This is a genomic window from Nocardia spumae, assembly GCF_020733635.1.
Lineage (GTDB): Bacteria > Actinomycetota > Actinomycetes > Mycobacteriales > Mycobacteriaceae > Nocardia > Nocardia spumae.
Genome location: NZ_JAJFZL010000001.1, coordinates 552,840 through 574,588, shown reverse-complemented (window position 1 = coordinate 574,588; position 21,749 = coordinate 552,840). Strand labels below are relative to the sequence as shown.

Here is a 21,749-nt window from a genome sequence, read left to right as displayed (position 1 = left end):
CGCGACAAGTAGGCATAGCCGCGCAAACCCCATATAGTCGCCTCATGCTCCTGCCACGCATCCGACTGTCGTCCGCCGCGGGACGAGCCCCGCGCACCCGCCTCCGTAGCGCGGCTGTCGCCGCCTCGGCGGCGGTTCTGGTTCTCGGGCCGCTCGCGGCGACCTCGTCCGCCGACCCGGCGCCCGCTCCGGCCCCGAACCTGCCCGCCGACCTGATCTCGGCAGTGCAGCGCGATCTGAAGATCTCGCCGCAGGAGTATCTGCATCGCGCGGACGTGGCCCAGCACCTGGGGACCTTCGCGACCACCGCACAGCGTCAGTTCCCGCAGGCGTTCGCGGGCGCGTGGCTCGACGACGCCGGCAAGGCCGTGGTCGCGCTGGCTCCGGGCCAGGGGTCCGACGACGCCAGGAAGTCCGCGCAGGACGCCGGATTCGCCGTGAAGGACGTCGCCAAGAGCCAGACCGTGCTCCGCAGCGAGAAGAACGCTTTCCAGCAGTGGCTGTCGGGCCAGCCGGAGGCGGTCGTGCAGGCGGTGCGCGGAGTGGTCGTCGACACGGTCAACAACAGCATCGCCGTGCGCGTGGACAAGGCCGGTGTGCCGATGCCGGGCTTCGTCGACCCGGCGCACGTGATCGTGATGGCGGCGCCCCCGGTGGGCCCGCCGGAGTCCGATCCGCAGGCGCAGCCGATCGCCGGTGAGCAGCCCAACGCGCCTCGTGCGGGCGGCGACGCCTACGCCTCGGTGGCCGGCAAGATGCAGCTGGTCTGCTCGACCGGCTTCAACGGTGTGGACCGCAACGGCAATCCGGTGAACATCACCGCCGGCCACTGTGATCCGAACATCCCGGCCGCCGGCACCGCGAACGCCCCGGCCATGTTCGAACTGCTGCCGGGCAACCACGTCGGCGCGCAGCTGGGCACCTTCCAGAAGTCGGTGCTGGGCAACCAGGACTACTCGATCGTCTCGATCGATGCGGGCGCGCGGGACCGCTTCGCCAACAACCTGGTCCGAGTGCCGGGTGCGGCGCCGATCGCGATCACCGGTGTGGCGGATCCGGTGGTGGGCGCCCCGGTCTGCAAGTCGGGTTCGCGCACCGGATTCAGCTGCGGCGTGGTCAATGCCGTGGATCAGACCGTGCAGGTCGGCGACCGGGATCTGACCCAGTCGTTCTCGGCGAACATCTGCGCGCTGCCGGGTGATTCGGGCGGCACGATCGTCACCGGCACCATGGCCCTGGGCATTTCCAGCGCCTCCTCGGTGGCCGACTACCCGATCTGCGAGATCCCGAACCTGATCGGCGCGCTGACCGGCGACGCCCCCCAGCTGTTCGCGCAGCCGGTGAATCAGGTGCTCTCGGACAACCCCGGCCTGCGGGTTCGCACCAACTGAGCTATCCAGCCCGACGAAGGCCCGGCGGCACTGCCGGGCCTTTGTCGTGTTCCAGGCCCCTTCGCGCCGGAGGTGAGGCAGCTCAGCGGCAGTATCCGGGTGGTACTGCGACAGCGGTGGCTGGTGCATGCTGGAAATATGTGTCTGGTTTTACTCGGGTGGCGCGCACATCCGGATCTCCGGCTGATCATCGCGGCCAACCGAGATGAGTTCTACACGCGCCCAACCGAATCGATGCGGTGGTGGCCGGAGCGTCCCGGCCTCCTGGCCGGCCGCGATCTGGGCGCCCCGAGCGGCGTCCCCGGTACCTGGCTGGGGCTGGTTCCGGAGGCCGGGCGGTTCGCCACCGTCACCAATGTGCGGGGCCCGGCCGAGGGGCGCACCGATGCCCGCTCCCGCGGCGCCCTGCTGATGGACTATCTGAGCGGGTCCCCGGCGCCGGAGAAGTTCGTCCGAGCCACCGCGGCCGATACCGACGACTACAACGGATACAACCTGCTGGTCTCGGATCTGGAGACGCTGTGGTGGCACAGTAACCGCAGCGGGAACACACCGCTGGAACTGCCGCCGGGCCTGCACGGACTGTCCAATGCCGCGCTGCTCGGATCGGCCGGCCCCGGTGCGGCATCGCTCGAGGTCCGCACCGATACCGGCGCCGCCGCCTGGCCGAAGGTCCGCGACGGATTGCGCGATCTGGACGCGGTCCTCGGCTCCCGGGACGTGAACGACTATTTCGACGTGCTCGCCGACCGCACCATCGCGCCGGATACCGAACTGCCGCACACCGGACTGCCATGGGACCGTGAGCGATCGGTCTCGGCCCGCTTCGTGGCCGACACCTGGCACGGAACCCGTTGCAGCACGGTGCTCCTGGTCGGCGAGGATGGGCAGTTCGTCATCGCCGAGCGATCCTTCGCCGAACTCGGCGAACCGCTCGGCGAGGTGCGCTTCAGCGGCCGGGTGGCGCTGGATCGCGCCCGGGAGGATTGAGACCGACCGCGCAGACGCCGACGGCCCGCCTCCCCGGGGGAAGACGGGCCGTCCGGTGTTGGTGCTGTGTTACTTGGGCTGGTTCGCGGGCTGCTGCTGGGCAGCGGCCTGCTGACCGGCCGGCTGCTGACCGCTGGCCGCCGCCATGGCCGCATCCGACCACTGGGTGGTGCCGTCGGCCGCCTGCATGGTGCTGAGCAGGTCGACACCTGCGGCGACCAGGGTCGGGCCACCGGCCGCGACGGTGCCGACGATGCCGCCGACACCGGCGCCGGTCACCAGACCGGGGATGCAGCCGACGGGCAGCGTGACGACACAGCCGATTGCCGCGCCGATCGCGGTGCCGACGAAGCCGCCGATCGCGGTCGCCAGGCCGAATTTCGTGGCGAAGTCGCTCATCGCCCGCTGATCCTCGATCGGCGAGGCGACATCCTTGAGCACCGGCTTATCGGCCTTGATGGCCGTCTGCTGACCGGCCTTGGTGTCCACGACAGCGGCCACCGGGGCCGCGGCGACCGGCTTGGTCAGATCGACATTGCCGGGCTTGTCCGGGGTCAGTTCCAGGACGGTGCCGGCTTCCTTGAGCACCGACTTGACCGGAATCGGTATCCCCGCGATGCGGAAGTCGACCGGCATCTCCAGCGCGACATTGCCGGCCGGATCCTTGATGTCGACGACCTGCTGTTTCTGGTCGGGAGTGGCACCTTGCTTCTCGACGAGTTCGAACGTGCCGTTCTTGAGCTTGGTGACAACCGTCTTGTCGACCAGCTTGGCCGAGTAATCGATACCCGGCTTCGCGGCGTCGGGCGCAGGCGCCGGAGCCGGCACCGGGTCGGCGTTGGCGGTTCCCAACGCGGCGGTCATTGCGCCGATGACCATAGCGGCGACCGCAGTACCTCTGCGGAGCTTCATTCGGTTTCCAATCCGTCATCAGGGTTTGCCACACGCAACTTCTCCGCGAGAGCCCACGCATCCATCAGGCTGCGAAATCCCGATTTCAAACCCGACGGACCTCCCCGAGCAGTGTGAAGGTGCACACAGCAAGCAGGACGCCGTGAGCTTAGTCGAATTCCCCGACAGAAAGCGAGATTTGTTATGCGCCCTAACAATTAGCGCGGAATTTCCTGACGATTCGGACCCGGGTCGACTAAGCCTGTCCTGGCTCGTCGGACGGATTTGCCGGGATTTACCGTATGAGTCGACCGCGGCCACACCGAACCCGCAGAACAAGGCGTGAGTCCGGTCACACCGCAGCCGCGAATGGGCCACACCACCTGCGCTGGGTCATTCGCGATCATAGGGTGGACAAATAAGTTACCGGCGGGTAACTTACTGCCCGTTACGATACGTGCAACCAACGGCGACCTCAGCCCGGTCGCCGAAATGCTCGTGGAACCGAAGGAAGGTCGCGACATGAATGCCCTGACAGTGACGCTGGGCACGATTGGAGCGCTGCTCAGCCTGGTGGCTTGGGCCGCGTTCATCAGCGGCGCGTGGAAGATCGTCAGCGCGATCCGGGTCGGTCAGCCCGCGCCAGATCGCTGGCGGCCGTTCTTCCCGCGTTTCAAACAGATGCTGGTCGAGTTCATCGCGCACACCCGCATGAACAAATTCCGGACGGTGGGCTGGGCCCACTGGCTGGTGATGATCGGCTTCCTCGCCGGCGCTCAGTTCTGGTTCGAGGCCTACGGTCAGACCTTCAAGCCGACCTTCGCCTGGCCACTGATCGGCAATACCTGGTGGTTCCACCTCGGTGACGAGATCCTGGGCATCGCGACCGTGGTCGGCATCGTCGCGCTGATCATCATCCGCCAGCTGAACCATCCCCGTGTTCCACAGCGTCTGTCCCGCTTCAGCGGCTCCAAGTTCGCGCCCGCGTACGTGATCGAGGCGATCGTCCTGTTGGAGGGCATCGGCATGGTCATGGTGAAGGCGGGTGTGCTCGCTCTCGAAGGCGAACACCACTGGACCGACTTCTTCACCGGGCAGATCGCCGAACTGCTTCCCGCCAACGTGACGATGGTGTCGATCTTCGCCTTCGTCAAGCTGATGTCGGGTATGGCGTTCCTGTACTTCGTGGGCCGCAACATCACCTGGGGTGTGGCGTGGCACCGGTTCGCGGCCTTCTTCAACATCTACTTCAAGCGCGAGGACGACGGTGGCGTCGCCCTCGGTGCGGCCAAGCCGATGATGTCCAAGGGCCGCGCCCTGGATATGGAGAACGTCGATCCCGATACCGACACCCTGGGCGCCGGCCGGATCGAGGACTTCTCCTGGAAGGGCTGGCTGGACTTCACCACCTGCACCGAATGTGGCCGCTGCCAGAGCCAGTGCCCGGCGTGGAACACCGCCAAGCCGCTGTCGCCGAAGCTGCTGATCATGTCGCTGCGCGACCACGGTGCGGCCAAGGCGCCGTATCTGCTCGCGGGTGGCCGCAAGGATATGGGCGGCGACGAGGTCGGCCTGGTCGACGCCGAAGGTAAGCCGGACGAGGCCGCGCTGGCCCGGATCTCCGAGGCCGCGCGCGCCGAGGCCGAGCGTCCGCTGGTCGGTGGCGAGGACGTCAGCGGCATCATCGATCCCGAGGTGCTGTGGAGCTGCACCACCTGCGGCGCCTGCGTCGAGCAGTGCCCGGTGGATATCGAGCACGTCGACCACATCATCGATATGCGCCGCTACCAGGTGCTGATCGAATCGGAGTTCCCGTCCGAGCTCGCCGGGCTGTTCAAGAACCTGGAGAACAAGGGCAACCCCTGGGGCCAGAACGCCAAGGACCGGCTGAACTGGATGTCGGAGCTGGACTTCGACATTCCGGTGTTCGGCCAGGATGCCGAGACCTTCGAGGGGTACGAATACCTGTTCTGGGTCGGCTGTGCCGGTGCTTACGAGGACCGGGCGAAGAAGACCACCAAGGCGGTCGCCGAACTGCTCGCCACCGCGGGTGTGAAATTCATGGTGCTGGGCGCGGAGGAAACCTGTACCGGTGACTCGGCCCGGCGCGCGGGTAACGAATTCCTGTTCCAGCAGTTGGCGATGCAGAACATCGAGACGCTGAATTCGGTGTTCGAGGGTGTCGAACAGTCGAAGAAGAAGATCGTCGTCACCTGTGCGCACTGCTTCAACGCGCTCAACAACGAGTACCCGCAGGTCGGCGGCAGCTACGAGGTCGTGCACCACACTCAGCTGCTGAACCGTCTGGTGCGGCAGAAGCAGCTGATCCGGGTCAAGCCGGTGTCGGAGAAGGTCACTTACCACGACCCCTGCTACCTGGGCCGGCACAACAAGATCTACAACGCGCCCCGTGAGCTGATGGCCGCCTCCGGCGCGGCCGTCACCGAGATGCCGCGGCACGGTGAGCGATCCATGTGCTGTGGCGCCGGTGGTGCCCGCATGTGGATGGAGGAGCAACTCGGTAAGCGGATCAACCTGGACCGCACCGATGAGGCACTGGCGGCCCTGAAAGACGCTGCCGGCGGTTCCGATTCTGGCCTGATCGCCACCGGCTGCCCGTTCTGCCGCGTGATGCTCACCGATGGCGTGACCGCTCGCAAGGACTCGGGTGAGGCCGGCCAGGCCGTCGAGGTCGTCGATGTCGCGCAGCTGATGCTGAATTCCATCGAGCGGGTCGAACCGGCCACGCTGTCGGAGAACCTGAAGGTGATCCAGCAGCCGAAGCAGGCTCCCGAACCGGTCGCTGAGACACCTGCCGAAGCCCCGGCCGAGGCCGAAGTGGCCGAGGCGGCAGCGGAACCCGCCGAGCAGGCCGCACCGGCTGCCGGGAAGGGCCTCGCGATGAAGGGCGGCGGCAAGGCACCCGGCGGTGGCGGCTTGGCCATGAAGGGCGGCGGTAAGGCACCGGGTGGCAAGGGCCTGGCGATGAAGGGCGCGGCCAAGGCTCCGGGCGCCGGCGCGCCCGCGGAGACGGAGGCCACGGAGACCACGGAGGCCACGGAGACCTCCGAGGCGCCCGCCACCCCGACCGCCAAGCCCGGTGGCCTGGCCATGAAGGGCCCGGCGAAGGCACCTGGCGGCAAGGGTCTGGCCATGAAGGGCGCGGCGAAAGCCCCGGGCGCCAAGGCGACTCCGGAGCCCGCGCGGGAACCCGCGGCGGAAGCATCCACGGCCGAGACTCCGGCCACGGAGAGCTCCGAGGCGCCGGCCGCGCCGGCCGCCAAGCCGGGCGGTCTGGCGATGAAGGGTGCCGCCAAGGCTCCCGGTGGCAAGGGCCTGGCCATGAAGGGCAAGGCCAAGGCTCCGGGCGCCAAGGCGGCCGAGGCTCCGGAAGCCGAGGTCGCGAATACCGCCGCACCGGAAACCGCTGCGGCCGAGGCACCGTCGAGGGAGACGACATCGGATGCGGCGACTCCGGCCGCCTCCGGTCCCACCGAGACCAAGCCCACGGTGGCACCCAAGGGCTTGGCGATGAAGTCCGGCTTCAAGCGCCCCGGCCCGAAGGCTCCGGGTGCGGCGAAGCCCGCCACCGAGCCCGCTCCCGCAACGGAATCCGATAGCGCCGGCAACGGCGCGGGCGCCGCGCCGGCGAGCGCGGAGCAGACCCCGGCGACCCCGGCGACCCCGGACGCCGAGGATTCGACCGCGAGCACCGAATCGGCCGGCGCCGAGGGCAACGGATCCGTGGCGCCCCCGGCCGCCAAGCCGGGTGGCCTCGGCTTCAAGGCCGGAGCGAAAGCCCCGGGCCGCAAGAAGTAACACCGCGAACCGAGTCGGGGGCGCTGCCGATACGGCAGCGCCCCCGATCTCTTTCACCGCCCCCGATCTCTTCACCGCCCCCGATCTCTTCACCGCCCCCGATCTCTTCACCGCCCCCGATCTCTTTCACCGCCCGCGCTCTCCGAACAGTCGCGCGGCAGCCGCCACCACCTCCGCATGTGGCACCTCTCGGACCTGCCGGCCGATATTCCATCGGTGTCCGAACGGATCCTCGACTTGGCCGTGCAGCTCCCCCCAGAACGTCTCCTGCAGCGGCGTCCGGACTTCGGCACCGGCGGCTACCGCCGCGGCGAATGCCGCCTCCGCATCGGCCACCTCGAGCGCGAGTACCACCGCGGTGCCGCCGATGGACGGCGGCGCGAGCACACCCATCTCCGGAAATTCATCCGCCAGGTGCAGCCGTCCGTCCCCGATGCCGAGTACCACCGACATCAACCTTCCGTCCGGGGTCGGAATTCGGCTGAGCTCCTCGGCTCCGAAGGCCCGGTGGTAGAAGGCGGCGGCACGGTCGGCGCCCGCCACGACAATATGCGCTGTGATCGACATGGACCGAAAAGTAGGCCGATCGGAATACCCCGGTCTTGAACGTTATTGATGTCGGTATGAGCGCGTCGGCCGTGGAACAGGTCCGGATCCGGCGTCCGCCGGACGCGGGCCGCATCCTGCTCATGGCCGGTCGAACGACGGGTTACGGGATCGAACCGCGCGGGGAGTACGTCTTCGGCGTCGTCGCGGGGGAAGCGATGGTCGCACGCCGGGGGCGGGAACGCCGGACCGTCGCACCGGGCCGAGTGGTCGCCTGGGATCCGTCGCACGCGCATTCCGGCACCTCGGTCACCCACCGGCCGTGGTCGTGCCGTCTGATGATCGTCGAGCTCGCCGATCTGGCGCATCTCGGCGGTGAACAGGACGTACTGGCAGACGTCGCCTTTCCTGATCCGGTTCTCGACGATCCCCGGCTCGCCGCCGAGTTCGTCCGGCTGCACCACGTGCTGGAGAAGCCCGCGACAAGGCTCGAGCGTGACGAACGGCTCACGGTATGGCTGCACACCGTCATCGGGCGCCACTCGGCGAAGCGCGGGTCACCGTCGACCACGCGCATGCGCGATGACGGGCCGTTCCGGCTCGCTTGTGACTATCTCGGCGACAACTCCCCGCGCAATATCGGTCTGGACGAACTCGCCGGCGCCGCGGGTATCGATAAATTCCGCCTGATCCGTGTTTTCCGTGAGCGCACGGGAACCACTCCCCACGCCGTGCAGATCGCGCACCGCATCCGGCTGGCCCGCAGGCTGTTGGAGAACGGTTACCCTCTCGCGGACACCGCCACCGCTACCGGTTTCGCCGACCAGAGTCACCTGCATCGCCATTTCCGGGCGAGCACGGGTATGACGCCCGGCCGGTATCGGGATCGGCTCACGGCCGAGCGCCGCGCCGCGGGTAGTCCGAAACCGGTTGGCCGGCCGCCCCTTTCGGGAACGACCGGCCATCGTGCGGATCGAACTGCTTGATTATCCCGTGGGCTGCTGGGCCCACTTACTGGTTCCCGGTGCGGCCTGCAGGGTGCTGACCAAATCCATTCCGGCGATGCCCAGCGCGGGTCCGCCGACGGCGATGGTGCCGAGGATGCCACCGATTCCCGCGCCGGCGATCGCGGCCGGAATGCAGCCGACGCCCAGCAGCGGCAGGCCCAGGACACAGCCGATGACGCCACCCACGACCACGCCGATGGCGGTGCCGACGAATCCGCCCACCGCCGTGGCGATTCCGAACTGAGTGGAGAAATCGTTCATCGCCCGCTGATTCTCGACCGGCGACGCGATCGGCTGGACCACGACGGGGTGATCGGTGGTCATGGTGCGCTGCGGAGTCAATTCCAGCACGGTGCCGTTGTTCTTCAGCACCGGCTTCACCGGAATATCGGAGTGCTCCACTCGCACGTCGGTGGGCAGTGACACTACGGTCGCGCCGTGGGAATCGGTGACGGCATAGGACTTTTCGTCCTGCGCCAAGTGGAAGGTTCCCCCCTGCAAGGTCGCCACGACCGTTTTATCCACGAGTTTGACCGAGTATTTGATCCCGGACTGATCCAGCGCGGGAGCCGGATCGGCGTGGGCGGTGGTCAGCCCGGCGGTCATTGCGCCGATCAACACGGCGGACGCCGCGGTGAGGCTGCGGATTCTCATTCGAATTTCCCATTCCGTCATCGGATTTCGGCGTTCGCCCCCTCGACGAACACCGCCGCCCTGCGGATCGGGTGATTCCGGCCGGAGTCACCACTCAGCGTCACGCAGGTGCGCCCGATACACTATGTGACCCGCGCGCGCAGGCGAAGCCCCAATACTGGGGATAATCACAAATGCGGAATTCGGATCGGGTACGACACCCTGGCGCCCCGATCCGCGCCGTGAAAGTTACTTGTCGTCAGCCCATTTGGTGGTGCCCGGGGCCGCGGACAGCGTATTGATCACATCGAACCCGGTGATCGCCAATGCGGGCCCGCCGATCACGATCGTGCCCAGCACTCCGCCGATTCCGGCGCCCGCGACGGCCGCCGGAATGCAGCCCAGACCCAGCAGCGGCAGGCCGAGAATGCAACCGGTGATGCCCCCGACGATGGCGCCGACGGCGGTCCCCAGGAAGGTGCCCACCGCGGTGGCGATACCGAAATTGGTGTCGAAGTCGTTCAACGCCTTGTGGTTCTCCATCGCGGAGGCGATCGGCCGCACGGCACTGCCGGGGTGTTCGACCGTGACGGTGCGCTCGGGAGTCAGTTCGAGCACGGTGTCGTCGTGGCCGATAACCGATTTCACCGGAATCGCGGTGTCGGCGAGCCGGATCTCGGTCGGCAGGGAGACGACGGTGGCACCGTGGGCATCGGTGACGGCATAGGACCTGCCGTCCTCGGCAAGCCGGAAGGTGCCGCCCTGCAGGGTTGCCACCACGGTCTTGTCGACGAGCTTCACCGAGTACTTGATGGCCGACGGTGCGGGCGCGGGGCCCGGATCGGCATGCACGGCGGCTGTGCCGGCGGTCAGGGCGCCGACGACCAGAGCGGATACCGCGGTAAGGCGCTGGAGCTTCATCGGTCAATCGTAAACAGTGTCGTGTCACAATTGGGCCGAATCTGAAATATCTCATGTTCCGAATCCGGGTCCGCCTCCGACAGGCAACGAGACGGACCCGGATCCGCGGCAGCGAGAACCGGTCTGCGGGTTCAGTCCTCGCCGCCTCTTCCCACCGCCAGTGCAGTCGTGACGACTTTCGAAAGGGGTGGAAGTTCGAGATCGGGCGCCGGCGCCACAATCCAGTGACAGCCCTCGCGGGTCCATCGACCCAGGCTGGTGGGCATCATGATCTCGCCGCCGACCGAGGGAATGCCGATATCGAGGCGCTGCAATATGTCCGAGACCTGCCCGCCGGGCCGGCCGTCCGGAATCACCAGGAAACTCCAGCGGGCCCGCCGGGCCAGCACCGGACCGCACCCGCCGTGCTCGGACAGTGATCCGCACACTCGTTCGGCACGGTCCGACGGCAGATGAACGATACCGACGCTGCCGGTGACCGGCAGCGTCACGAAACCGCCACGCTGGATGCATGTCAGACCGGCTCGGTGCCGATAGAACATCACCCAATCGTCGGCGGTCCTGAGCTTCTCGACATTCACGGCGACTCCCTCTATCCATTCAAGGGTCCCGCCACTGCGTCGGCCCCGAAACGCCCCCACACGCGCCCAGCACTGCCCTTTCACTGCCCAAACTTCGTAGACCTGGGAATTCCCGGATACCAGGTCGATTTCGGATGTGGCTGCGATCACCGTCCGCTCGTACTCTGGAGACCAGTTCGCGCGGAAGGGATGACATCGTGGTCCGGCAGTGGTCAGGTAAAGAAGCCCGTGCCCTCCGCGATGCCAAACGAATGAGCATCAGGGAGTTCGCGGCCCATCTGGGAGTACACGAACGACTGGTCTCCAAATGGGAGGCCGGGGGTGCCAGAGTGCATCCGCGCCCGGTCAACCAGGCCGCGCTGGACACATCATTGGCCAGGTCCGACGAAGTCGTGCGGGCACGGTTCGCGGCAATGATCGATCAGCCCGTGGTCGATCATCCCGAGCCGGAATTCGAGGTGCGCCACCATCATTCGGCGCACGGCAAGTATTCGAGCGACGCGGAACTTTTGGCACTCGTAGACGCCGGTGCAATGAGAGGTGATGCGTTAGCCGAGATTTCGGAGAGGGATCTGATCATGGCGGCTGCCCACGAAGCCAGCGAGCACGCCGGTCGCGCCGAGGCCACCAATGTCGGCGCCTCCGCGCTGGAACAGCTCGACGCCGATGCCACCCGCATCGCCAGAGAGTATGTCCATGTGCCGCCGGTTCCGATGATGGTGGAGATGCTGCGGGTGCGCCGGCGCGTGTACCGACTGCTCGAGGGTCATCAGAAGCCCGCGGACACAAGCCATTTGTATCTGCTGGCCGGAACGCTGTCGGGCCTGCTGGCCAATGCCAGTACCGATCTCGGTCATCTCGACGCCGCCGGAGAACAGGCCCGGGCGGCCTGGGCCTACGCGGAACTGTGCGGCCACAACGGTTTACGCGCCTGGACACGCGGTATGCAGGCACTGATCGAATACTGGTCCGAACGTCCGCGCCGCGCGGTGATGCTGGCGCAGCACGGCCAGCGGTACGCGGATTCGGTGACAGCCCAGGTGCGCCTGCACAATATCGAGGCGCGCATCTGGTCGAAACTGGGCAGCGCCACCGACGCCGAACGCTGCATCCGGGCCGCCGACGCCGCGCGAACCGGCAACACCACCGACGAATTGCACGACGAGACGGGTGGTGTTTTTGGCTTCCCCGAGGCCAAGAGCCACTACTACGCCGGCGCGACCTACATCCATCTCGGTCAGGCGGAGCCGGCGCTCACCGAGACCCAGCGCACCATCGAGTTGTACAGCGGCGGCCCGCGCGAGCAGCGCTCCTACGGCGCCGAGGCACTGGCCCGCGTCGACAATGCGGCGGCCCAGCTCATCAACGGCAGCCTCGACGGCGCCGGAGACGCGCTGAGCCCCGTCCTCGAACTGTCCGAGGACCGGCGCATCGCACAACTCGAGGAGCGGCTGACCGGATTGCGGCGCCGCATCGCCACCCCGCAGTTCCGGGATGCGGTCGAGGCCCGCCGCCTCGACGAGCGGATCGAGGAATTCTGCGGCACCACCGTCACCAGCGGGATGCTGCCCGCCAATCCACCGGCCTGAGCACGAGCCCGTCGGCGCCGGCGCGTTCACCCGGCGCGGCGCCGCCGCGTTCACCCGGCACGGCGCCGGCGCGTTCACCCGGCACGGCGCCGGCGCGTTCACCCGGCGCGGCGCCGCCGACGGGCCTCCGATAAGCACTTGCGACGCGGTGGCACCATTGATCGGGTGAGCCCTACCAGCCAGTCACCGCATCAGCCCCCACGGATTCTGGAGCAGTCTCTCAAGCTCCAGAACGTTCTCTACGAGATCCGCGGACCGGTACACGCACATGCGGCACGGCTGGAGGCCGAGGGACATCGCATCCTCAAGCTGAACATCGGCAACCCGGCGCCGTTCGGATTCGACGCGCCGGATGTGATCATGCGCGACATGATCGCCGCGCTGCCGTACGCGCAGGGCTATTCCGAATCCAAGGGCATTCTGCCCGCGCGGCGCGCCATCGTGACCAGGTACGAACTGGTCCCCGGCTTCCCGGAATTCGACGTCGACGACGTCTACCTGGGCAACGGCGTCTCCGAGCTGATCACCATGACCATGCAGGCCCTGCTCGACAGCGGTGACGAGGTGCTGATCCCGGCCCCGGACTATCCGCTGTGGACCGCGATGACCAGCCTGGCCGGCGGTACCGCCGTGCACTATCTGTGTGACGAGTCCAACGGCTGGCAGCCCGATGTGGCCGATATCGAATCCAAGATCACCGACAAGACCAAGGCCCTGCTGGTGATCAACCCGAACAACCCCACCGGCGCGGTGTACTCGACGGAGGTACTGCAGCAGCTGGTGGACCTGGCGCGCAAACATCAGCTGCTGCTGCTCGCGGACGAGATCTACGACAAGATCCTCTACGACGACACCAAGCACATCTCGCTGGCCTCCCTCGCCCCCGACCTGCTGTGCCTGACTTTCAACGGCCTGTCCAAGGCCTACCGGGTCGCGGGATACCGGTCCGGCTGGCTGGTGATCACCGGCCCCAAGGAACATGCGGCCGGATTCCTCGAGGGTATCGATCTGCTGGCGTCCACCCGGTTGTGCCCGAATGTGCCCGCGCAGCACGCCATTCAGGTGGCCCTGGGCGGATACCAGAGCATCGAGGACCTGATCCTGCCCGGCGGCCGGCTCCTCGAACAGCGCGATGTCGCCTGGGAGAAGCTCAATATGATCCCCGGTGTCTCATGTGTGAAACCCAAGGGCGCGTTGTACGCGTTCCCGCGGCTGGACCCCGAGGTCTACGAGATCCACGACGACGCCAAATTGGTGCTCGACCTCTTGCTGCAGGAGAAGATCCTGATGGTGCAGGGCACCGGATTCAACTGGCCGCAGCACGACCACCTGCGCATCGTGACGCTGCCGTGGGCCAGAGATCTGTCCGTGGCGATCGAACGATTCGGGAACTTCCTCTCCAGTTATCGGCAGTGATCAGGCCGAACCCCGGTAAAACAAACCGGGAGTACGGAAACCAGGGGTTTTAGAAGATTCGCTAGTGCAAACATCGGATTTTTGTGTACAGTAGTCCTCGGCACTCACAGTGCCCGGCCGAGCCGCCTACCCCCCCTGGGCCGCTCGGCCCTGGATTCGACCGCCTACCCCCCTGGGCCGTCGGATCCCTTCGGGCGGCGGAGACATCCCCCTGCTCTCCGCCGCCCGCTCCCACTGTTTCGCCATGCCACCCGCACCGCTGATCTCGCGCGAGCACATGGGTCACTCACCGGATACGGACCGACGGAACCGGTCGACCGAACCGCCGGCCGCCGACGCGCAGGAGCCCGCGCCTCTGTCGGGCCGAAATTCGCGGAGAGGCGGACGGTCGAATACGGCCGAAAGGGACGACGCGGCGGTCCGCCCTGCTGTTGAAAATGAAATCCTTTAAGCTCGGCGCGGTGAGCGAGCATCACCACCACCATCACGATCATTCCGGGCCGATCGCCATCGGGGCCACCGCGGCGCGGGTCGTGGTCGGTCTGCTGACCGGGATCGGGGTGATCGTGGTGATCGCCATGATCTGGATGTGGCCCAGTCATCAGCATGTGGATATTCCGCTGCCGATGCAGAACGGTGGCGGCGGCGCGGTACAGACCGAGGCCGGCACCGTGGTGATGCAGGACATCGGCCCCTGCGGCAGTGCCTCGAACGGGCGCGCGTTCGCCGACACTCCACAACCACCGCCGACCAATGCCTACACCTGTCAGCGCAGTCTGGTGTCGATCGAATCGGGACCCGGTAAGGGCAGCCGCACGCTGCTGGAGATCGCGCCCGGGCCGGGACAGCCGGATCTGCACGCCGGCGATCACATTCGCCTGGTCCGGCAGGACGATCCCTCCGGGACCACCGTCTACTCGTTCGACGACTATTCGCGCGGGATGCCGCTGCTGCTGATCACGCTGGTCTTCGTGGTGGTGATCGTGGCGGTGGCGCGGTGGCGCGGACTACGCGCGGTACTGGGTCTGGTGTTCGCCTTCGGTGTGCTCGTGGTGTTCATGCTGCCCGCACTGCTCGACGGACAACCCGCCCTGCCGGTCGCGCTCGTCGCGGGAGCGCTGATTCTCTACGCGGTGCTGTATCTGGCGCACGGCATCAATCTGCGGACCAGTTCCGCGTTGCTGGGCACGCTCAGCGCGATGCTGCTCGCGGCGGCGCTGTCCTGGGTGGCATTGAAGATCACTCACCTGACGGGTCTATCGGAAGAGCAGAACACCAACGTCGCGACCTATATCGATCACGTCAGTATCACGGGGCTGTTGTTGGCGGGCTTCATCATCGGCTCCCTCGGTGTGCTCAACGATGTCACCATCACCCAGGCATCGGCCGCATTCGAACTGGCCGACATCGATAAGGGCGCCACTCGCCGGGAGGTGTTCGCGGCCGCCATGCGCGTCGGCCGCGACCACATCGCCAGCACCGTGTACACCCTGGTCCTCGCCTACGCCGGCGGCGCACTGCCATTGCTGCTGATGTTCTCGGTCGCCGGCCGCTCCATCCGTGATGTCCTGACCGGCGACGCGGTGGCCATCGAGATCACCCGCTCCGCGGTCGGCGGCATCTGTCTGGCCCTGTCGGTACCGCTGACCACCGTCATCGCCGTACTGCTGGCCCGCCCGTTCGGACAGCGCGCCGATGTCGACGACGAGCCCGAACCGCGACCCCGGCGCGCCCGGACCCCGGTTCCGGCCGGTCGGCGCGGCGGCAACGACGCCGACACCACGGGTAGCCACCGGCGCGTGCCCGACGGCGCCCGGCCATCCGCCGGGCGACGCCGCGACGCGGAGACCACGGGCGCCCGCCGACAGGTACCGGGCCGCAGCGCGGAACGCACCGGCGGGCAACGGCGTGTCGACCGCGGCGCGGAGACGACCGGGAGCCACCGGCGCATTCCGGATCGAGCGTCCGAGGCGACCGGCGGCCACCGGCGCACCGACGGCCGAGGCGCGGAGAACACCGGCGGGCAGCGGCGTGCGGAAGGCTCCCCCGACACGACCGGCGGCGCCCGCCGTATCCCCCGCCGTCCGCCTCGATCGGGCGAACCGCCCGAACGTTCACGCCCCAACCAGAATTGGCCCACCACACGCGACCCGCACCCCGACCGCCATCCCACCGGCGAGGGCCCGGGTCGCGCCCGGCCCTCCTGGCCGACAACCGGTTACGGGGACTGAGCTCCCGATCGGACAGGTGTGATCGGCCCGGACCGCGGCGCGGGCGCGGATACGAACAACGCTGTCCAGCAATCGAATTCGACGAAACTCGATCAGTCGACGGGTAGGCCCATCGCCGTGAGTACGCGATCCGCGTAATCCGGCCCCAGGGGCGCCCCGCTGATCAGCAGGCGGTAGTACAGCGCGCCGTAGATCAGGTCGACCGCGGCTTCCGCGTCGAAGTCCGAGGGGAGTCGGCCGCCGGCGATCGCGGCCGACAGGACCTCGTTCACCTCGGCACGGCGGCCGGCGATGAATCGCTCCCGCAGTGCCGCGGCGAGTTCCGGATCGTGCTGGGCCGCGGCGACCAGTGCGACGAACGGCCGGCGCGCATCCGGATCACTCATGAGGCTCGCGACGCGACGGACCGTGGTTCGCAGCCGGGTCAGCGCATCACCTTCGGCGGGGACGGTCATGCGCGCGGCGAAGGCGTCGGTGAACGCGTCCATCAGTACCGCGGCTTTGGTCGGCCACCAGCGATAGATGGTGTTCTTGCTGACCCCCGCGCGGGAGGCGATCTCGTCCACGCTCAGCCCGGGTAGTCCGCGATCGGTCAGCAGATCTCGCGCCGCCGCGAGCACCGCCCGGCGCGATCGTTCGCTCCGGGGCCGCCCCGGCCCGCGCCCATCCTTCGTCTCCGCCATGGCACGAGCCTACACTTTTGGATACGATACGATCAGTATCCAAAATATAGCCTGTCGAGGAGCACACAATGAGGACACGCAAGGTGTGGCTGGTAACCGGCGCATCGTCGGGATTCGGCCTGGCGCTGACCCGGGCGATCGCGGCCGCGGGCGGGCGGGTCGTGGCCACGGCCCGGGACCCCGAGGGCGCGCACTCCCTGCGCGAGGTGGCGTCCGCACATCCCGGGCAGATCGTGATCGCCCCGCTGGACGTCACCGACCCGGAACAGGCCCGGCGGGCGGTCGCGCGGGCGAAGGCGGCTTTCGAGCGGATCGACGTCGTGGTCAACAATGCCGGCTACGGCGTATTCGGCGCGCTGGAGGAGATTCCGGACAGCGAGGTGCGAGCGGTATTCGAAACCAACGTCTTCGGGTCACTGAACGTGATCCGGGCGGCGTTGCCGGTACTGCGCGAACAGCGCGGTGGTCACCTGGTACAGATTTCCTCGATTGCCGGTATCACCGCCCCTTCCCCCGGCCTGGGGCTCTACGCCGCGACCAAATTCGCGGTCGAAGGTATGAACGAGGGGTTGATTCGCGAGGTGAGTCACCTGGGCATCGGCGTCACCATCGTGGAGCCGGGCATGTTCGGCACCGGTTTCGTTGCGGCCCTGGGCATGACGCCTGTCCGGCATCCGGACTATCGAGCCAGCGTCCAGGCGGCCCACGATCGGCTGTCACAGCTGGGGCCCGGCGTCTACGGCGACCCGGACGACGCCGCACGGCAGATCATCGCCGCCGTCGACTCGGCCGATCCGCCGCTGCGGCTGCCGCTGGGGCAGGATGCGATCCACGCGATCCGCACCAAGCTGACCGCCGAACTCAGCGCCCTGGATGCCCGGGAGCCGGCCGCGCAGGGCGCCGGGTAGCGCTCTGCGGCACGGCGAGTATCGGCGGACCGAGGGGCCGAGGAGGGCGTGATACACCCGCCGAACCCGGGCCGGGAATCCGGGTGGCAGGTGTACCCGAATGCCGCTAAGGTCGGTGCGTTCTGTCGGCACGGTGCCGATGGAAATCTTCAACGGGGGTGGGCCACATGGCGTTCCGCAAATCGACCATTCAGAAACAACTGGCCGCGAAGCTGGCCGAATTCGCACCGCAGGGTGAGCAGATGCAGATCGCCTTCCAGGCGATCACCGGACCGAGCCCGTGGGTGGACGATCTGCCCTACGTCCGGTTCGCCATGTTGTTCGTGCGCAAGTACTACTTCGTGGTGCTGACCAATACCTCGGTCGTCATCGTGGAGGCCAACAAGTGGAGTGGTCGGCCCGCGAGCCTGGTCTGCGCCGAACATTTCAGCACGGCCCTGTTCACCGAGATGCAGATCAATACGATCTGGTCCAAGGTGTACTACCGGCTGCCGCACACCGGCACGCCGGAGCGCCTGAACGTGCATCGCCGCTGGCGCGAGGAACTCGACGCTCTGGTGGCCCGGCTTCCGCAGCGCCCCACCGTGGCCGCCTGACGAACCGCTGTTTCCTTCGGATCGAGGCGAGCGCTACTGCCGCGGTTTCGGTCCGGGGAACTGCGGCAACACATTCGGCGGGATGGTCGGCACCACGATCGGGGGCAGCCCGGGGACGACGATCATCGGCGGGCCGGGCGGCGGCGGCGAGCCAGTGGTCGTCGGCGCCTGCCACTCGGGGCTGGGCGCCACCACCGAGGCATTGGTGGCATCGGTCGTGGGCGGCCCCGCGGTCACCGACGGGGTCCGCACAGCGGGAACCTGCACCGACGTCGAGGCGGAGGTGTTGCTCTGGGAATCACCGCTCAGCACCGATTGGCCCCAGCCCAGGCTGATTCCGAGGGCCGCGACGACGACCAGAGCACCGACCGCGACTCCGGCGATGCTCAGTTCGCGTCGCCTGCCGGCGGGGCCACCGCCCTTACCGCGCAACAGTTTCCGGCCCCGCCCCGCCGAACTGTCCGCGAGCCAGACCGGCGCCAGCTGCACGGTGTCGTCGGCTGACCCGGTACCGGGCGCGGACACCGGCGGAACGGATGCGGGGGTGGCCACCCGGGCGGGGCGCGCGAGCAGCGCCGCACCGCGCACGATGACCGTCTCCGGATCGGCGGGCACCAGGACGGGCATCCCCATCCAGCGCTCCAGGATCCGCGCGATCAGCGGGATCCGGGCGCAGCCGCCGATGACGAACACGGCCTGCACAGCCTGCTCGGACCGCGTGATGACATCGCGGGTCATCCGGGCCGAGGACTCCACCGCCAGCATGATCAGTGCTTCGAAGTTCTCCTGCGACAGCAGTACCAGGCCGTGTTCGGACGGCACCGCCACCGCGGTGGTGCTCGACAGCTGCTCCTTGGCCTGCCGGCACATCCCGTCCAGCGCCGCCAAACCCTGCGCGGTGGGTGGATGTTCGATCCGGCCCGAGGCGATCTGCTGTTCGCGGATCAGCGAATCCAGATAGTCACCACTGATATCGCTGGTGCGTTCACTGTGGCCGACCTGCCCGGACGCGACGTCGACCACGCTGACGGTGAGCCCGGAAGCGCCCAGATCGTAGAGGGCGACGGTGCGATAGCCCTGCAGTTCACCGGTGGCCCGCAGGAATTCCCGCGCCGCCGCCACTTCGGGAACCAGCTCGTAGTTGGTGAGCTGCCGGCGCGCGAGCGCCGACCGCAGCATGCGCGCATGCTGTTCGCCGCGGTAGGCGATGGCGGTGGCGGCGATATCCGGCGCCGAACCCAGTACCGCGCCGACGGTTTCGGCGGCCACATCGTCCATCGACTGCTGCTCGCCGACGGGCAGTGCCTGTACATCGAACCCGGTGGCGACGAACCGTTCGGCGGAATTTCCGGGATGCGGGTGTGCGACACGAATGGCACCGGCCCCCACCGAAACCCCCAGTACCGAACTCATCTGCCGCCCACCTCGTTTCACGCCTCACGACCGGTATGCCCCGGCCGCCACCCGACGGCTGCTGCCGGGCCGTTCGGGGGTCTCCGAGCCGCCACGACCGGGCCCGATGCTCATGCCGCAGGGTGCCTCACTGTACCCGGCTCCCGCCACCCTACGGCGTGCCGAGTCCCGCGTACACCCATCCCGCGTCCGTCCAGCGGGACCGCTCGAGGCAGTTGCGGCCGTCGATGACGGAGCGGCCGCGCACCACCGTTTCCAGATCTCGTGGCGACAGCGCGGTGAACTCCGCCCATTCGGTCAGGACCAGCACGACATCGGCACGATCGCAGGCCTCCGCGACCGAGGTGGCGTAGTTCAGCGTGGGGAAGACACGGCGCGAATTCTCCAAGGCCTTCGGGTCGTACACGGTGACCACGGCGCCGTGCAGCTGGATCATTCCGGCCACGTTCAGGGCCGGTGAATCGCGCACATCGTCGGACTCGGGTTTGAACGCCGCGCCCAGTACCGCGACATTGGCCCCGAGCAGTGATCCGCCGCAGGCCTTGGCGGCCATATCGACCACCTTGGTGCGGCGGCGCATATTGATGTTGTCGACCTCACGCAGGAAGGCCACCGCGTGGTCGGCGCCGAGTTCACCGGCGCGCGCCATGAAGGCGCGGATGTCCTTGGGCAGACAGCCGCCGCCGAAGCCGAGTCCGGCATTGAGGAAGCGGCGGCCGATGCGGGCGTCGTGGCCCAGCGCATCGGCCAGCACGGTGACATCCGCGCCGGTGGCCTCGCACACCTCGGAGACCGCGTTGATGAACGAGATCTTGGTGGCGAGAAAGGCATTGGCCGATACCTTCACCAGCTCCGCGGTGGCCAGATCGGTGAGCAGGAACGGCACCTGCGCCGCGATCAGGTCGGCGTAGATCTCACGCACCTGATCGCGCGCCCAGTCCGCGCGCTCGCGCCGGTCGTCGACGCCGAGAACCAGTCGGTCGGGCCGCAGGGTGTCGCGGACCGCGAAGCCCTCGCGCAGGAATTCCGGATTCCAGGCCACCTCGACATCGGTCCGCGCCCGGGTCCGCATCCGGCGGCCCAGCTCCGCCGCGGTGCCGACCGGCACGGTGGACTTGCCGATCACCACCGCCGGCCGCTCCAGCAGCGGCGCCAGGGAATCGGCCACGGCGTGCACATATTTCAGATCCGCGCCGTACTCCCCCTTCTTCTGTGGTGTGCCGACTCCGAGGAAATGGGCATCGGCATGTGCCGCGGCCTCCTCGTAGGAGGTGGTGAAACGCAACCGGCCGAGATCCAGGTTGCGGCGCAGCACCTCCTCGAGTCCCGGCTCGTAGAAGGGCACGACGCCGTCGGACAATTTGGCCACCTTGCCGGGGTCGATATCGACCCCGAGCACCTCGTGACCGAGCTCGGCCATGCAGGCGGCATGGGTGGCTCCCAGATATCCCGTCCCGAACACCGTCAGACGCATAATCGATTGATACGTGCCCGGCATGGCCGGTCCGCATCCACGAGGCGAGGCCGCAGGCAACAGTGGGTGTACAGGGGGAAACCGCTGCCCATCAGCGAATTCACCAGCACATACCATCGCAGGGTGCGGAAACGGTGGTGGTTACGCGGTGCGGTGGGCGTGCTCGTGGTCCTCGCGGTGGCGGGCGCGGCACTGTGGCCGGTGTACGTGCGGCCGCGCACCGACCGTCCGCAGCCGGCCGACGCCATCGTGGTGCTCGGTGGCGCGCACGACGGGCGGGAGGAACTGGCCCTGCGCCTGGCGCACGACGGGTACGCGCCCCAGGTCCTCTTCTCCGATCCCTACGACAGTTCGCCGCTGATCAATCGAATCTGCCACGGCGGCTACAGCTTCCGGGTCGCCTGCTTCGACCCGGATCCGCGCACCACCCGGGGTGAGGGGCGGGAGCTGGCGGCCCGGGCCGCCGCGCAGGGCTGGCGGCGCGTGATCGTGGTGACCTTCACTCCGCATATCTCCCGCGCCCGCTATGTACTCGGAAAGTGCTGGGGCGGTGACATTCTCGTGGTCGACGCCGCACCGCACATCGGGGTGGGGCGATGGGCCTACCAGTACCTCTACCAATCGGCCGGCTACGTCAAGGCGGCGTTCGAGGACTGCTGA

Annotated in this window: 17 protein-coding genes and 1 pseudogene; 10 read left to right on the top strand and 8 right to left on the bottom strand. The window is 67.9% G+C overall.

The window, feature by feature from the left end:
- Positions 1–44: 44 nt before the first annotated feature.
- Complete coding sequence (locus LKD76_RS02390; RefSeq protein WP_227979282.1) at positions 45–1,391, top strand: S1 family peptidase; 1,347 nt, start codon at positions 45–47, stop codon at positions 1,389–1,391.
- Between the two features lie 138 nt (positions 1,392–1,529).
- The gene (locus LKD76_RS02385; RefSeq protein ID WP_227979281.1) at positions 1,530–2,381 is read left to right on the top strand and encodes an NRDE family protein; all 852 of its coding nucleotides are present in this window, start codon (positions 1,530–1,532) and stop codon (positions 2,379–2,381) included.
- 69 nt (positions 2,382–2,450) lie between these two features.
- Here LKD76_RS02385 and LKD76_RS02380 read toward each other — a convergent pair whose 3' ends face one another.
- A complete protein-coding gene (locus LKD76_RS02380; protein WP_227979280.1) occupies positions 2,451–3,245 on the bottom strand; it encodes a DUF8020 domain-containing protein in 795 nt (264 codons plus the stop codon).
- Positions 3,246–3,794: 549 nt separating this feature from the next.
- Here LKD76_RS02380 and LKD76_RS02375 point away from each other — a divergent pair.
- On the top strand, positions 3,795–7,091 hold the full coding sequence (locus LKD76_RS02375; RefSeq protein ID WP_227979279.1) for a (Fe-S)-binding protein: 3,297 nt from the start codon (positions 3,795–3,797) through the stop codon (positions 7,089–7,091).
- A gap of 126 nt (positions 7,092–7,217) precedes the next feature.
- Here the strand turns inward: LKD76_RS02375 and LKD76_RS02370 are convergent, their stop codons facing one another.
- Positions 7,218–7,658, bottom strand: coding sequence for a VOC family protein (locus tag LKD76_RS02370; protein WP_227979278.1), 441 nt, complete (start codon positions 7,656–7,658; stop codon positions 7,218–7,220).
- A gap of 56 nt (positions 7,659–7,714) precedes the next feature.
- On the opposite strand from LKD76_RS02370, the gene LKD76_RS02365 reads away from it, so the two are divergent.
- Entirely contained in the window at positions 7,715–8,623 is a 909-nt protein-coding gene (locus tag LKD76_RS02365) for a helix-turn-helix transcriptional regulator (RefSeq protein WP_227979277.1), read from the top strand.
- Here LKD76_RS02365 and LKD76_RS02360 read toward each other — a convergent pair whose 3' ends face one another.
- The 3 genes from LKD76_RS02360 to LKD76_RS02350 all read right to left on the bottom strand — a co-directional run bounded on the left by LKD76_RS02360 (position 8,624) and on the right by LKD76_RS02350 (position 10,929).
- Positions 8,624–9,298, bottom strand: a complete 675-nt coding sequence (locus tag LKD76_RS02360) for a DUF8020 domain-containing protein (RefSeq protein WP_227979276.1) — start codon at positions 9,296–9,298, stop codon at positions 8,624–8,626.
- A gap of 228 nt (positions 9,299–9,526) precedes the next feature.
- A complete protein-coding gene (locus LKD76_RS02355; protein ID WP_227979275.1) occupies positions 9,527–10,198 on the bottom strand; it encodes a DUF8020 domain-containing protein in 672 nt (223 codons plus the stop codon).
- A 131-nt stretch (positions 10,199–10,329) separates the two neighbouring features.
- Positions 10,330–10,929 carry a hypothetical protein gene (locus LKD76_RS02350; protein ID WP_227979274.1) on the bottom strand — a complete coding sequence of 200 codons (600 nt, stop codon included), beginning with the start codon at positions 10,927–10,929 and terminating at the stop codon, positions 10,330–10,332.
- Positions 10,930–11,030: 101 nt separating this feature from the next.
- On the opposite strand from LKD76_RS02350, the gene LKD76_RS02345 reads away from it, so the two are divergent.
- The 3 genes and pseudogenes from LKD76_RS02345 to LKD76_RS02335 all read left to right on the top strand — a co-directional run.
- Positions 11,031–12,368, top strand: coding sequence for a helix-turn-helix domain-containing protein (locus LKD76_RS02345; RefSeq protein ID WP_227979273.1), 1,338 nt, complete (start codon positions 11,031–11,033; stop codon positions 12,366–12,368).
- Between the two features lie 156 nt (positions 12,369–12,524).
- The gene (locus LKD76_RS02340; RefSeq protein ID WP_372465967.1) at positions 12,525–13,784 is read left to right on the top strand and encodes a pyridoxal phosphate-dependent aminotransferase; all 1,260 of its coding nucleotides are present in this window, start codon (positions 12,525–12,527) and stop codon (positions 13,782–13,784) included.
- Between the two features lie 437 nt (positions 13,785–14,221).
- A pseudogene (locus LKD76_RS02335) lies at positions 14,222–15,520 on the top strand (YibE/F family protein); the annotation flags it as partial.
- Positions 15,521–16,107: 587 nt separating this feature from the next.
- On the opposite strand, the gene LKD76_RS02330 reads toward LKD76_RS02335, so the two are convergent.
- Positions 16,108–16,698, bottom strand: a complete 591-nt coding sequence (locus LKD76_RS02330) for a TetR/AcrR family transcriptional regulator (protein WP_227979271.1) — start codon at positions 16,696–16,698, stop codon at positions 16,108–16,110.
- A 68-nt stretch (positions 16,699–16,766) separates the two neighbouring features.
- Between LKD76_RS02330 and LKD76_RS02325 the strand changes: the two genes are divergently transcribed.
- Both LKD76_RS02325 and LKD76_RS02320 read left to right on the top strand, forming a co-directional pair.
- The gene (locus LKD76_RS02325; RefSeq protein ID WP_227979270.1) at positions 16,767–17,606 is read left to right on the top strand and encodes an SDR family NAD(P)-dependent oxidoreductase; all 840 of its coding nucleotides are present in this window, start codon (positions 16,767–16,769) and stop codon (positions 17,604–17,606) included.
- Between the two features lie 167 nt (positions 17,607–17,773).
- A complete protein-coding gene (locus tag LKD76_RS02320; protein ID WP_227979269.1) occupies positions 17,774–18,202 on the top strand; it encodes a hypothetical protein in 429 nt (142 codons plus the stop codon).
- A gap of 33 nt (positions 18,203–18,235) precedes the next feature.
- Here LKD76_RS02320 and LKD76_RS02315 read toward each other — a convergent pair whose 3' ends face one another.
- Complete coding sequence (locus tag LKD76_RS02315; protein ID WP_227979268.1) at positions 18,236–19,615, bottom strand: DUF7159 family protein; 1,380 nt, start codon at positions 19,613–19,615, stop codon at positions 18,236–18,238.
- A gap of 151 nt (positions 19,616–19,766) precedes the next feature.
- Positions 19,767–21,089: a UDP-glucose dehydrogenase family protein gene (locus LKD76_RS02310; protein ID WP_227979267.1), complete on the bottom strand. Its 1,323-nt coding sequence runs from the start codon at positions 21,087–21,089 to the stop codon at positions 19,767–19,769.
- 123 nt (positions 21,090–21,212) lie between these two features.
- On the opposite strand from LKD76_RS02310, the gene LKD76_RS02305 reads away from it, so the two are divergent.
- Complete coding sequence (locus tag LKD76_RS02305; RefSeq protein WP_227979266.1) at positions 21,213–21,749, top strand: YdcF family protein; 537 nt, start codon at positions 21,213–21,215, stop codon at positions 21,747–21,749.

Excerpts from the sequence above, each read along its gene's own strand:
- LKD76_RS02390 (WP_227979282.1), top strand. The coding sequence starts at position 45 with ATGCTCCTGCCACGCATCCGACTGTCGTCCGCCGCGGGACGAGCCCCG.
- LKD76_RS02365 (WP_227979277.1), top strand. The coding sequence starts at position 7,715 with ATGAGCGCGTCGGCCGTGGAACAGGTCCGGATCCGGCGTCCGCCGGAC.
- LKD76_RS02325 (WP_227979270.1), top strand. The coding sequence starts at position 16,767 with ATGAGGACACGCAAGGTGTGGCTGGTAACCGGCGCATCGTCGGGATTC.
- LKD76_RS02380 (WP_227979280.1), bottom strand. The coding sequence starts at position 3,245 with ATGACCGCCGCGTTGGGAACCGCCAACGCCGACCCGGTGCCGGCTCCG.
- LKD76_RS02375 (WP_227979279.1), top strand. The coding sequence starts at position 3,795 with ATGAATGCCCTGACAGTGACGCTGGGCACGATTGGAGCGCTGCTCAGC.
- LKD76_RS02320 (WP_227979269.1), top strand. The coding sequence starts at position 17,774 with ATGGCGTTCCGCAAATCGACCATTCAGAAACAACTGGCCGCGAAGCTG.
- LKD76_RS02370 (WP_227979278.1), bottom strand. The coding sequence starts at position 7,658 with ATGTCGATCACAGCGCATATTGTCGTGGCGGGCGCCGACCGTGCCGCC.
- LKD76_RS02360 (WP_227979276.1), bottom strand. The coding sequence starts at position 9,298 with ATGAGAATCCGCAGCCTCACCGCGGCGTCCGCCGTGTTGATCGGCGCA.
- LKD76_RS02315 (WP_227979268.1), bottom strand. The coding sequence starts at position 19,615 with ATGAGTTCGGTACTGGGGGTTTCGGTGGGGGCCGGTGCCATTCGTGTC.
- LKD76_RS02310 (WP_227979267.1), bottom strand. The coding sequence starts at position 21,089 with ATGCGTCTGACGGTGTTCGGGACGGGATATCTGGGAGCCACCCATGCC.
- LKD76_RS02345 (WP_227979273.1), top strand. The coding sequence starts at position 11,031 with ATGAGCATCAGGGAGTTCGCGGCCCATCTGGGAGTACACGAACGACTG.
- LKD76_RS02385 (WP_227979281.1), top strand. The coding sequence starts at position 1,530 with ATGTGTCTGGTTTTACTCGGGTGGCGCGCACATCCGGATCTCCGGCTG.
- LKD76_RS02355 (WP_227979275.1), bottom strand. The coding sequence starts at position 10,198 with ATGAAGCTCCAGCGCCTTACCGCGGTATCCGCTCTGGTCGTCGGCGCC.
- LKD76_RS02330 (WP_227979271.1), bottom strand. The coding sequence starts at position 16,698 with ATGGCGGAGACGAAGGATGGGCGCGGGCCGGGGCGGCCCCGGAGCGAA.